The 12,272-nt window shown below is 72.9% G+C and carries 10 protein-coding genes; 5 read left to right on the forward strand and 5 right to left on the reverse strand.

Annotated features, from left to right (window positions below):
• Positions 1-60: 60 nt before the first annotated feature.
• From BU52_RS04635 to BU52_RS04645, 3 genes are all read right to left on the reverse strand, one after another.
• Positions 61-1,236, reverse strand: a complete 1,176-nt coding sequence (locus tag BU52_RS04635; RefSeq protein WP_037928486.1) for a S1 family peptidase — start codon at positions 1,234-1,236, stop codon at positions 61-63.
• Positions 1,237-1,432: 196 nt separating this feature from the next.
• Positions 1,433-2,341 (reverse strand): hypothetical protein, encoded by a 909-nt coding sequence (locus BU52_RS04640; RefSeq protein ID WP_037928489.1) that lies wholly within the window; start codon positions 2,339-2,341, stop codon positions 1,433-1,435.
• A gap of 432 nt (positions 2,342-2,773) precedes the next feature.
• Complete coding sequence (locus BU52_RS04645; RefSeq protein WP_037928492.1) at positions 2,774-4,084, reverse strand: cation:proton antiporter; 1,311 nt, start codon at positions 4,082-4,084, stop codon at positions 2,774-2,776.
• A gap of 193 nt (positions 4,085-4,277) precedes the next feature.
• On the opposite strand from BU52_RS04645, the gene BU52_RS04650 reads away from it, so the two are divergent.
• Positions 4,278-4,844, forward strand: coding sequence for a DUF2269 family protein (locus BU52_RS04650; protein WP_200881151.1), 567 nt, complete (start codon positions 4,278-4,280; stop codon positions 4,842-4,844).
• Between the two features lie 23 nt (positions 4,845-4,867).
• Here BU52_RS04650 and htpG read toward each other — a convergent pair whose 3' ends face one another.
• Both htpG and BU52_RS04660 read right to left on the reverse strand, forming a co-directional pair.
• A complete protein-coding gene (gene htpG / locus BU52_RS04655; RefSeq protein ID WP_037928495.1) occupies positions 4,868-6,766 on the reverse strand; it encodes a molecular chaperone HtpG in 1,899 nt (632 codons plus the stop codon).
• A 70-nt stretch (positions 6,767-6,836) separates the two neighbouring features.
• Positions 6,837-7,454: a TetR/AcrR family transcriptional regulator gene (locus tag BU52_RS04660; protein ID WP_037928497.1), complete on the reverse strand. Its 618-nt coding sequence runs from the start codon at positions 7,452-7,454 to the stop codon at positions 6,837-6,839.
• A gap of 123 nt (positions 7,455-7,577) precedes the next feature.
• Between BU52_RS04660 and BU52_RS04665 the strand changes: the two genes are divergently transcribed.
• The 4 genes from BU52_RS04665 (at position 7,578) to BU52_RS04680 (ending at position 12,148) form a co-directional block, all read left to right on the forward strand.
• On the forward strand, positions 7,578-8,483 hold the full coding sequence (locus tag BU52_RS04665) for an NAD(P)-dependent oxidoreductase (protein ID WP_037928502.1): 906 nt from the start codon (positions 7,578-7,580) through the stop codon (positions 8,481-8,483).
• Positions 8,484-8,526: 43 nt separating this feature from the next.
• A complete protein-coding gene (locus BU52_RS04670; RefSeq protein WP_037928505.1) occupies positions 8,527-9,333 on the forward strand; it encodes an alpha/beta fold hydrolase in 807 nt (268 codons plus the stop codon).
• Entirely contained in the window at positions 9,330-10,607 is a 1,278-nt protein-coding gene (locus BU52_RS04675; protein WP_037928508.1) for a PP2C family protein-serine/threonine phosphatase, read from the forward strand. Before BU52_RS04670 ends, BU52_RS04675 begins: the two co-directional genes overlap by 4 nt.
• A gap of 347 nt (positions 10,608-10,954) precedes the next feature.
• Positions 10,955-12,148: a carboxylate-amine ligase gene (locus BU52_RS04680; RefSeq protein ID WP_037928510.1), complete on the forward strand. Its 1,194-nt coding sequence runs from the start codon at positions 10,955-10,957 to the stop codon at positions 12,146-12,148.
• Positions 12,149-12,272 lie beyond the last annotated feature (124 nt).

Raw genomic sequence — 12,272 nt, forward strand, 5'->3', positions numbered from 1 at the left:
GTGCATGGAGGAGCGGGCCCGCAGGAGGTCCGGCGGGCCCGCTCCCGAGGTTCCGGGCCGTCAGGCGGTGTGCAGTGTCAGCCCGTAGCGGCTGAGGATCTCGTTGACCGGCTGGAACCAGGTCTCGCCTCCGCCGGAGCAGTTGCCCCAGCCCCCGGAGGTGACGCCCTGCGCCTGGTCGCCGCTGATGAAGGAGCCGCCCGAGTCGCCGCCTTCGGCGCAGACGCTCGTCTTCGTCATCTGATACACGGCGCCCTGGCTGTAGTTGACGGTCTCGTTCTTGGCCAGGACCCTGCCGCAGTGCCAGTGGGTCGTGGAACCGGAGCGGCAGATCGAGGCGCCGACCGGTGCCTCCGCCGAGCCGCGCACCAGCTGGTCCGGGACCGTGCCCCAGCCGAGCACCACCGGCACCGTCCACCAGCCGCTGCCCACGTTGACCCAGGCGTAGTCGTTGCCCGGGAACGAGGAGCCCTGGAAGTTGCCGATGTAGGAGCCGTCCCAGCCCCTGACCTGCTGGCCGACCCCGCCGCAGTGCCCGGCGGTGACGAAGCCGCCGTGCACCGAGAAGCCTATGGAGCAGCGGACGTTGCCGGTGTAGTAGGGGTCGCCGCCGACGGTCCCGGCGGCGAAGGTCTCGGCCGGGGCCGGCACGGTCCGCACGGTGACGGGACCGGCCTTGCGGGCCTTGGCCACGAAGGAGCGGACATCGTTGTCGGCGCGCTGGTCGTCGACGACGTTCACCACGACCGTGCCGGCGGCCGGGTCCACGGACCAGCTGCTGACGCCCGACGGCGCGTCCAGGCGGTCGATACGGGACTTGGCCGCGTCGAGCTGCTTCGCGCTGTGCTCGACGGTTCGGACGGCGGCGCCGGAGGTGCGCAGGGCGCGGACCGTCGCGGCGTCGGCGTCCTCGGTGACGGCGACGGTCAGCTTTTCGCTCTCGGCGTCGAACCAGGCCCCGCCGTAGGCGGATCCGGCCGTCCTGCGCGCCTCGGGTGCGAGGCCGGTGGCCGCGCGTTCGGCGGCCAGCCGGTCCTCGGCCTCGGCGCGGGTCAGGCCGAAGTCCCGCTGCATGGCGTCCAGCAGGGCGGTGGAGGCGGGTGCGGAGCCGGTGGTACGGGCGGTGGGGGAGCCGGGGGAGTCCTGCGCCGCGGCCGGCGAGGTGCCGGCCGCGGTCCAGCTGCCGATCATGAGCAGGGCGGCCACGGCGGCATGGGTGAGTCCGGTGCGTCTCATGGAAGGTTGCCCTTCGTCGTTCCAGCAAGGTGGGGGTGGAACAACCGCAATGTGAGAGCGCTCTCACGGTGAGGTGAGCAGAGCTTAGCGAGACGCTGGTGTCAGGTCTATGCCAATGCGCGCCAATGTCGCCGACAAGCCGTCAAAAAGGTTTCAGCAAGGGGACGTTGCCCCGTCGTCGACGCCCGGTCCCCGGTCAGCGGGTGCCCTTCTCCGCCCGCTCGGCCTCCCTCGCGGCTTCCTCCGCTTCGCGCCGGGCCCGGGTGACCGTGTCCGCGGCGGTCCGCTGCCGCTTCTCCGCGTCCCCCTTCTCCCGCTCCGCCCGTTCCCACTCCGCGCGGCTTCGCCGGAGTTGCTCCTCCAGCGCGGACACGCGCTCCTCGGTCTCCAGAGCGTGCTCGCGCGCCCGCTGCAGCGCCGCCTCGGCGTCGTCCTGCTCCGCCCGCCGGTCACGCAGCCGTTCCTCGGCCTCCCGGGCCGCTTGCCGCGCCTCGGCCAGCCGCCTCTGCCGTTCCGCGCGCCGCTCCGCCGGCTCGTCCCTCTTCCTCTTGCGCACCGGAGCCGGCGGCGTACGCGCCGGCTCCGCCGTGGCCGCTCCCGCGGGGAAGCCCGACGGCGGGGTGAGCGCGCTCTCCACCCGGCCCGTGGCCCACACGCCGGCCGCTTCCGGATCGGCGAGCACGGCGCGCAGCGTCGTCTCGACGTCCCGCTGGACCGCGTCGGACAACGGGTGTCCTGCCTCCCGGGCCAGCCCCGCCGCCTGCCGGGACAGCTCGGCGACGATACGCCGTCGCTGGGCCGACAGCTCCTTCAGCCCGCTCGGATCGAGGGTGGCGTGGGCTTCGCGCAGCGCCCGCCCCAGCTCCAGGAACCGCTCGGTCTCGTCCGGCCGGGAACGCCGGAGCAGATTGGCCGCCCAGGCCGCGAGGGTGGGGCGGCGGGCGGCGTGGATCCGGCGCGCGTCCTCGGCCCGCCGGGCCGTCCGGGCCGCCGCGGCCCGCTCTTCGCGCCGGGCGACGAACTCGGACGGCGGCAGCGCGTAGAGCTCGTCGAGGACCGTCTCCACGTCGCCGTCCCCACCGTCCCGCACATCCTTGCGCCGCATGATCCCCAGACTCCACCGAAGCCGACGGCCGCGCACATCGGACGGGACCCCGAACCTGCGGAACGCGGCACACCACCAACCGGCACGCGGGCCCGGAGACCGCGAACCGGGTGGCCCGTGCGATGTCGGCGCTGCGGCAGGACGGACCGGCGGACCGCTGTCCGGGGGCGTGTTCCCCGGGGACTCCGGAGCCGGCCCGTCAGCTAGACGATCGTGCCCCGGAGGGCAGCCTCCCGCCGGACGTGAGCCGGAGGGCGGTGCGTCAGGGCCCGTCCCGGCCGGCCGTGGGCCCGGGGCCCGGTCGCCAGGTGGCCGGGCGGGTGGCGAGAGCCCGGTGGGCGGCCGTTGACCTGGCCGGGACTCGGCCGGACGCCGGCTCGAGCAGCGGAACCGCCGGCACCCGGCCGGCCGCCCCGCCACGCCGCCCGGACGTCACAGCCGCTCGCCCGCCACCGTGTCCTCGTCCGGGTCCCTTCCCGCGTCGCCCGAACGGGCGCGGTGCAGGCGAAGCCGGTCGAGACGGGAAATGACGGGAGTGGCGCTCACTCCGTGCAGGACCACCGACACCAGCACCGTGAAGGTCACCACCGCCCACAACTGCCCGGCCGGGACGTCGAAGCCGGGGGAGCCGAGCGCGTACGCCAGATAGAACAGCGAGCCGATGCCGCGGATCCCGAAGAAGGCGATCACCAGGCGCTCCCGGGGACCGGCCGGCGTGCCGAGCTGCGCCACCCACCCGGTCAGGGGCCGGACCACCAACAGCAGCAGCACTCCCACCAGCGCGCCCTGCCAGGTCAGCGGCGCCAGTCCGCCCTGGGCGACGAACACGCCGAGCAGGAACAGCAGCCCGGCGGTCAGCAGCCGTTCCACCTGCTCGACGAAGTCGTGCAGCACCGTGTGGAAGCCGTGCGCACGCTCCGCCGCACGGATCCGGCAGGCGGTGACGAACACGGCGACGAAGCCGTAGCCGTGCAGCAGCTCCGTCACCCCGTAGGTGAGGAACGTGGCACCGATGGCGACGAAACCCTCCCGGTGCTCGGACAGCCGCATCGCCCGCCACCCCGCCCGGAAGAACAGCCAGCCGAGCAGTGCCCCGACGGCCAGTCCCGCGAGCACGCCCACCGCGCCCTTGTACAGCACGTCGACCAGAACCCAGTGGGCGATCCCCCCGCCGGTCACCCGCCCGCCCGCGGCGGCGGCCAGCGCGACGGCGGCCATCACGAAGGGAAAGGCCAGCCCGTCGTTCAGTCCGGCCTCGCTGGTCAGTGTGAAGCGCACCTCGTCCTCGTCGTGCTCGGAGTCGGTGGGCGCGCCCACCCGCACCTCGGAGGCGAGCACCGGATCGGTCGGCGCGAGCACCGCGGCCAGCAGCAGCGCCGCGGCCGGCGCCCAGCCCAGTACACCCCAGGCAAGGAAGCCCACCGCCGCGATCGTCAGCGGCATGGTGACCCCGAGCTGCCGCCAGGTGGCCCGCCAGCTGCGGCGGCCGAAGGGCCGGTTGAGGGCCAGACCGGCACCCATGAGGGAGATGACCACACAGATCTCGGTGATGTGCTCCACCCACGCCCGGTCCCCCACGGGGTCGAGTTCGGGCATCGGCAACGGCAGCAGCTCGAGGCCGACCCCGCAGACCAGGAAGACCAGGGGCAACGACAGCGGCATGCGGGCCACCAGCCGTGGCAGCACGGCCGCACCGAGGGCGCCGGCCCCGAGCAGGGTGAAGAGGAATTCAGGGGAAGTCACCGGTCACATGTGCCCTGCTCCGGCCGACGGCACGCCGCCCATCTGGCCGAAAACTCGACCCGGGGCCCGAGGGACGGGGCTCCCGAGGAGCGTGGCGGCCCGCCGCACCCCCGCACGGGCGGGCCGGCTCCGCGTACGCCGACCCCGCTCCGCGTACGCCGACGTCCGTACGCGGGGTTACTCCCGCCGTCAGATGTCCGTGCCGCCGCGGCCCGGCACCGTGGGTCGGGTGAAACTCAGCCGACCCGCACGCCGGGCCCACCTCGTCGTCCATGTCGTCGCCTCCGCCGGCTGGCTCGGACTCACCCTCGGGCTGCTCGCGCTCGGCATCACCGCGAACACGACCGGGGAGCCGGCCGTGGTGGAGGCGTCCGTCCGGGCCATGAAGCTCTTCGCCGACTGGCTCCTGCTCCCGATCGCCTTCGTGACGCTCGCCGGCGGTCTCGTCCTGTCCCTGGGTACGTCCTGGGGACTGGCGAGGCACCGCTGGGTGTGGACGAAGTTCTGGCTGACCCTGGCCACGGTCACCGCCACGGTCCTCGCCCTGCGGCCGGGCGTGGACGCGGCCGCGGACGCCGTGTCCGCCGGGCGCACCCTGCCCGACGGCGGCGACGTCCTCATGGGGCCGGTCGTCTCGCTCACCGCCTACGTCTTCATGACGGTGATCTCCGTCCTCAAGCCCTGGGGCCTCACCCGCCGTGGCCGGCGCCTGCGGGCGGCCGCCCGTAGGCCGGCTTCCGCCGGGCCCGCCCGCGTCTGAGCGCGGACGGGCGCGCGGTCACCTCACAGGGTGCGCTCCAGCCGGTCGGCCATCAGCTGCACGAAACGAGCCGGGTCCTTCGGCCGGCCGCCCTCGGCCAGCACGGCCAGCGAGTACAGCAGTTCCGCGGTGTCGGTGAGGTCCGAGGGGTCCTCGCGATGCCCGTACGCCTCGTTCAGGCCCTTGACCAGGGCGTGGTCCGGGTTGAGTTCGAGGATGCGCCGGGTGCGCGGCACCTCCTGCCCCATGGCCCGGTACATGTTCTCCAGCGCCGGCGTCAGATCGTTCGCGTCGGCGACCAGACAGGCCGGCGAGACGGTCAGCCGTGTCGACAGACGCACCTCCTTGACGTCCTCCTGCAGCCGCTCCCGCATCCAGCCGAGCAGACCCGCGTAGGCCTCGGCCTGCTGCTCCTTCTCGTCCTCGCTCCGGTCGTCCTCCCGGGCGCCGAGGTCGATCTCGCCCTTGGCGACGGACCGCAGCCGCTTGCCCTCGTACTCGCCCACGGCGTCGACCCACACCTCGTCGACGGGGTCGGTGAGCAGCAGCACCTCGATGCCCCGCTCCCGGAACGCCTCCATGTGCGGGGAGTTGTCGATGCTCTCCCGGGACTCGCCGGTGATGTAGTAGATGTCGTCCTGCTCCTCCGGCATGCGCTCCACGTACTGCCGCAGCGTGACCGTCCCGTCGTCCCCCTGGGTGGTGGTGAACGACGTCACCGCGAGGAGGGCGTCACGGTTGTCGGGGTCGGTGACCAGCCCCTCCTTCAGCACGGCGCCGAACTCCCGCCAGAGCGTGGCGTACCGCTCGGTGTCCTCCGTCATCATGTTCTTGACCGAGGACAGCACCTTCTTCGTGAGCCGGCGCTGCATCATCCGGATGTGCCGGTCCTGCTGCAGGATCTCGCGCGACACGTTCAGCGAGAGGTCCTGCGCGTCGACGACGCCCTTGACGAAGCGCAGGTACGACGGCAGGAGCGCCTCGCAGTCGTCCATGATGAAGACACGCTTCACGTACAGCTGCAGCCCGTGCCGGTAGTTCTGGTTGAACAGGTCGTGCGGGGCGTGCGACGGGACGAACAGCAGGGCCTGGTACTCGAAGGTGCCCTCGGCCTGCAGCTGGATGGTCTCCAGCGGTTCGCGCCAGTCGTGGCCGATGTGCTTGTAGAGCTCGTGGTACTCCTCCTCGGACACCTCCTCGCGCGAACGCGCCCACAGCGCCTTCATCGAGTTGAGCGTCTGGGACCCGGCCGTCTCGCCCTCGTCGCCGGTCCCGCCGACCAGCCGGATCGGCCAGGTGATGAAGTCCGAGTACCGCTTGACGATCTCCTTGATCTTCCACACCGAGGCGTAGTCGTGCAGCTGGTTGTCGGGGTCGGCCGGCTTGAGGTGCAGCGTGACCGAGGTGCCCCGCGGTGCGTCGTCGACCGGTTCCAGCGTGTACGTGCCCTCGCCGCGCGACGTCCAGCGGGTGCCCTGCCGCTCTCCCGCGCGCCGGGTGAGCAGGGTGACCTCGTCCGCGACCATGAAGCCCGAGTAGAAGCCGACGCCGAACTGGCCGATCAGGCCTTCCGCCCCGGCCGCGTCCTGCGCCTCTCGGAGCTCCCGCAGGAACTCGGCGGTGCCCGAGTTGGCGATCGTGCCGATGAGCTGCCCGACCTCGTCGTACGACATGCCGATGCCGTTGTCCCGCACGGTGAGCGTACGGGCGTCCTGGTCGATCTCGAGCTCGATGTGCAGGTCGGAGACGTCGGCGTCGAGTGTGTCGTCCCGCAGCGCGGCCAGACGCAGCTTGTCGAGCGCGTCGGAGGCGTTGGAGACGAGTTCACGCAGGAAGACGTCCTTGTTCGAGTAGACCGAGTGAATCATCAGCTGGAGCAGCTGACGGGCCTCTACCTGGAACTCAAACGTTTCGGTCGGCATGGTTCGCGCTTACCTCACTGGTCCATGAGTCGCGGAAGATACTGGCGCGCCTCACTCTAGTAAAAACGTCTCACTCCCCGGTGCCGCGCCCGGAGTCGGGTCCGGACGCGGCCGCGTCCAGGAGGGGGCCGAGCTCCCGGGCCACCGTCGTCAGGGCGCGGACGCTCCGCTCGGCGCGGGCGATCAGGATCGCCCCTTCGAGGGAGCTGATCATCAGCGTGGCGAGCGGTGTGGCGCGCTCGACGGGGACCCCCATGCCGGTCAGGGCACCGGCCACCGCGCCGGTCCACCCGGTGAAGGCGGCGGACGCGGCCTCCCGCGTCGAATCGGCGGAACCGGCACGGTCGACCGTGGCGGCGGCGACCGGGCAGCCGCCGCCGAAGCCGTGGCTCTCGTACTCGTCGGTCCACTGGCGCACCATCAGGGCGAACAGCGCGCCGGGCGTGGGCTCGGGCAGCGCGGCGAGGAAGCGGGCCACGCGGTCGCCCGCGTACCGGCCCGCCCAGCCCACCGCCTCGTTGACGAGCTGCTCCTTGCCGCCCGGGAAGTAGTGCTGGAGCGACCCGCGCGGCGCCCGCGCGTGCGCGGCCACGTCGCGCATCCCCGTGGAGGACACCCCGTCGCGCCGGATCAGCTGGGCCGCGCTGAAGACCATCCGCTCCCGTGGCGCCCGTTCCGGCACCGCCATCCCGGCCTCCCGCCCGCGTGTTCCCGACTCCCTCACCCTATGACCGCCGTCATGAAGGCGGCTACTATGACAGCCGTCATAGACGTCAGGGTGCGCCGGCGCACCCGGAAACGGCGGTGCGTCGTGCACGTGGGTTTCATCGGACTCGGGGTCATGGGCGGGCCCATGGCGCTCAACCTCGCCCGCGCCGGGACGCCGCTCGTCGTCTGGAACCGCACCGCCGGCCGGTGCGCACCGCTGCGGGAGGCCGGGGCCGACGTGGCCGGCGGCGCCGCCGAGGTCTTCGGCCGGGCCGGCACCGTGCTCCTGATGCTGGCCGACGAGGCGGCCGTCGACGCGGTGCTGGGCCGCGGCACCCCGGACTTCGCGGCGCGGGTCGCCGGGCATACCGTGGTCCACATGGGCACGACGTCGCCGGAGTACTCGGCCGCCCTTCAGGACGCGGTCCGCCGCGCGGGCGGGGCCTACGCGGAGGTCCCGGTTTCCGGCTCCCGGATCCCGGCGGAGCAGGGACAACTGGTCGCGATGCTGGCGGGAGACGACGCCGCCGTCGCGGCCGTCCGGCCCGTGCTCCCCCCGATGTGCCGCGAGACGTTCGACTGCGGTCCGGTCCCGAACGCCCTGCTGATGAAGCTCGCCGTGAACCTCTTCCTGATCACCCAGGTCACCGGGCTCACCGAGGCGTTCCACTTCGCCGCCCGGCACGGTCTCGACCGCCGCCGCTTCCTCGACGTCCTGGACGCGGGACCGATGGCGAGTGCCGTCTCCCGGATGAAGGCACCCAAGCTGCTCGACCGCGACTTCACGGTGCAGGCCGCGGCCACCGACGTACTGAAGAACAACCGCCTGATCGCGGAGGCGGCCCGCAGGGCGGGCGTGGCCTCCCCGCTCCTCGACGTCTGCCACACCCTCTTCGGCGAGACCGTGGCGGACGGCCACGGGGGCGAGGACATGGTGGCCGTGCTCCGCGCGCTGGAGGCGAGGACCGACGGCGCTTCCCCCGGTATCCCCGTGGGCGAGCACACATGAGCCGGACCGGCGGCTCGCCCGGCCGGCGTGCAAGCATGGGCGAATGAGCATCCACCGCAGGAACAACATCCGTGTGACCGGACGCCCCGCCGGCCGCACGGTCGTCCTGGTGCACGGATTCGGCTGCGACCAGAACATGTGGCGCCTGGTCGAGCCCGCCCTGGCCCAGGACTTCCGCGTGGTGCTGTTCGACTACGTGGGCGCGGGCCGCTCCGACCTGTCGGCCTGGCAGGAGGAGCGCTACTCCTCCCTCGACGGCTACGCCCGTGACGTGGTGGAGGTCTGCGAGGAACTCGACCTGCGCGACGCGGTCGTGGTCGGGCACTCCGTGAGCGCGATGACCTGCGTGCTGGCCCTGAGGGCGGCTCCGGACCGCATCGGCTCCCTGGTCATGGTGTGCCCGTCGCCGTGCTACATCGACGAGGACGGCTACCGCGGCGGTTTCAGCGCGGAGGACATCGACGAGCTCCTGGAGTCGCTGGAGTCCAACTACCTGGGCTGGTCGGCGGCCATGGCCCCGGTGATCATGGGCAACCCGGACCGGCCCGAGCTGGGCGAGGAGCTCACCAACAGCTTCTGCGCGACCGACCCGGACATCGCCCGGGTCTTCGCGCGCACGACGTTCCTGTCCGACAGCCGCAAGGACCTCGCGCATGTGACCGTGCCCACTCTGATCCTGGAGTGCGAGCAGGACGTCATCGCGCCGCCGGAGGTCGGCGCCTACGTCCACGCCGCGATACCCGGCAGCGAGCTGGTCACCCTCCCCGCCACCGGCCACTGCCCCCAGCTGAGCGCTCCACAGGCCACCGCCGCAGCGATCCGTTCCTTCGCGTCGGCCCTCGGACGATGAGCCCGGCGGCAGGCGGTTCCGAGGGGCCGGGTACGGGAACGCCCGCAGTGCGGGCGACGTTCAGCGCGCTGCTGGAGGACTCGGTGGAGGACCTGTACGACTCGGCGCCGTGCGGCTACCTGTCCACCCTGATGGACGGCACCATAGCCAAGATCAACGCCACCCTGCTGGGCTGGCTCGGTCTGACCCGCGACGAGGTGGTGGGCCGGATGCGCTTCAGCGACCTGCTCACCGTCGGCGGCAAGCTCTACCACGAGACGCACTTCGCGCCCCTGCTGCGCATGCAGGGGCACCTCGGCGGTATCGCGCTGGAGATGAAGACGGCGTCCGGCCCCCGGCTGCCCGTCCTGGTCACCTCGACCGTCAAGGAGAGCGACGACGGCGAGCCGCTGCTGATCCGGACCTCCGTCTTCGACGCCACGGACCGAAGAGCCTACGAGAACCAGCTGCTGACCGCCCGCCGCGCGGCCGACGAGGCCCGCCGGCAGGCCGAGGCCGACCGCGAGCAGCTCCGCGAGGCACTGGCGGTGCTCCAGCGGAGTCTGCTGCCCGCGGCCCTGCCCGACATCCCCGGCGTGGAGATCGCCTGCCACTACCACACGGCCTCCGCGCTGCAGGTGGGCGGGGACTTCTACGACCTGTTCGCGCTCGACGACGACCGGGCCGTCTTCTTCCTCGGTGATGTCTGCGGCAAGGGGCCGCAGGCCGCGGCGCTGACCTCGCTCACCCGTCACACCCTGCGTGCGGCCGCGCTGCACGACTCCGATCCCGTCGCCGACCTGCGCATGCTCAACACGGTTCTGCTGGACCGGTACACCGGTGACGATCCGCGGTACTGCACCGCCGTGGTCGGGGTCCTGGAGCGCGTGGGGGACGGATGGGAGGTCCGGATGGCCTCCGGCGGCCATCCTCCCGCGTTGGTGCTGCGCGCGGACGGCCGGGCGGAGTACCTCCCCACCCGCGGTGGCATGCTCGTCGGGGCTGTGCCCGAGGCGCACTTCGTCCCGGTCCGCACCACCTTGCGTCCGGGCGACACCCTGCTGCTCTACACCGACGGCCTCACCGAGGCCCGTACAGGCCCCGATCGGGACCTGTACGGCTACGAGGCGCTGGAGTCCTTCGTCACCGGTCTCGCGCCGTCGGGACCCGGCCGCGTGGTCGACGCCCTGACGGACCTGCTGCGGGGCTTCGGCGACGGACTGGACGACGACACCGCCCTGCTCGCCATCGGCGTTCCCGCCCGCACGGACGCCGGACCCGGAACCACACCGTGAAGCGTCCGAGATCATCGCGTCGCCCGCATCCACCGGTCTTGTCCTCGACGTCGCCGGTGACCTCGGCCACAGCGGCGCCCCGCGGCCGGGCCGCGCGGGGAGCGCCTCCGCGCGCGGCCTGCCGCACCTGACCGGGCTCGATCACGTGTGCGCGATGCGCGACAGCGCGTAGTCCCGCGAGGGGCCGCCCCGCTGTCCGCGGACCACCGGCCGGTGACCCCGAGCGGTGGTGTGCGGCGTGAGCCGATTGTGGTCACGGCATTCGGGGCACTCGGACCGTGCCGAACTCCCGCCGAAGCCCTCCGGGCCCGGCCGGACGGCACAGGACGAGGGCAAGGGGACCAACGGTGACGGTGCGTATCGGAGCAGAGGAAGAATTCCACGTCGTGGACGTGGAGAGCGGTCGGCTCGTGCCGCGTGCCGACACGCTGCTCGACAGGCTGGGCGGAGACGGCTTCAGCCGTGAACTTCAGCAGTCGGCCGTGGAGAGCAACAGTCAGGTGCACGACACCCTGGACGACCTCTTCGCGGACCTGTCCGGCACCCGGCGCCGGCTGGACGCGGCCGCATCCTCCCTCGGCTTGGCCGTCGTGGCCGCGGGCACCGTTCCGCTGGCCCGCCTCACCCCCCGCGACGTCACCGCCGACGCCCGGTTCCGGCGCATGTCCGACGACTACCGCCGGGTCGCCGACGAGCAGCTCATCTGCAGCGCCCAGGTGCACGTCGACGTACCCGACCGGGACACCGCGGTACGCGCCATGTGCCTGGTGTCACCCTGGTTGCCGCCGCTGCTGGCCCTGTCGGCCAGCTCGCCGTTCTGGCTGGGGTCCGACACCGGATACGCCAGCTGGCGCACGATGCTCTGGCAGCGGTGGCCCACCGCGGGTCCCGCCGGCTGCTACCGGAGCGCCGCCGACTACGACGCCGCCGTGACGGAGCTGATCGGTTCGGGCGTCATCAGTGACACCGGGATGCTGTACCACGACGTACGGCCGTCGGCCCACCAGGGCACCCTGGAGATGCGGATCTGCGACGCCTGCCCGCGCGCCGAGACCGTGGTGCTGGTCGCCGGCCTGTTCCGCGCGCTGGTGCTGGACGCCCGCGAGCGGCTGGAGCGGGGCTCCGGAACGGGGTGCGACGGACACCACGAGTGGCTGCGCGCCGCGACCTGGCGCGCCGCGCGCTCGGGTCTCGAGGGCACGCTCGTCGATCCCGGGACCCGTCGAGGGGCTCCGGCCCCCGTGGTGCTGCGCGGGATGCTGCACCGGCTTCGGCCCGCGCTGGAGGCGTCCGGTGACTTCGCCACCGTGCGCACGCTCCTCGAGGAGGCACTCGCCACGGGCAGCATGGCGCACCGGCTGCGGCGGGCGGCTCGCGACGAGGACCTGCTCGCCGGCATCGACATGCTGGCCGCCGAGACCCGCGGCGACCGCCTCGCACCGAACGCCTCCCGCCGCCGTCACCGGAGGCCGGCCGACACCTGCGGTCCGGGCCCGGCCAGGACCCACGCGTCCGCCACGACCCCGGGGACGCCCGGCTGATCCGGACCGGCCCACCGGCCCGTACGCGCATCCGCAACGACCCCTGACGAAGGAGAGTGTCGCACCGCCATGTCCAGTTGTACGCATGCCTCCCCGCGCCCGCCCCAGGATCCGGACCCGGACC

The sequence above is a fragment of the Streptomyces toyocaensis genome (assembly GCF_000725125.1).
GTDB classification, from domain to species: Bacteria; Actinomycetota; Actinomycetes; order Streptomycetales; family Streptomycetaceae; genus Streptomyces; species Streptomyces toyocaensis.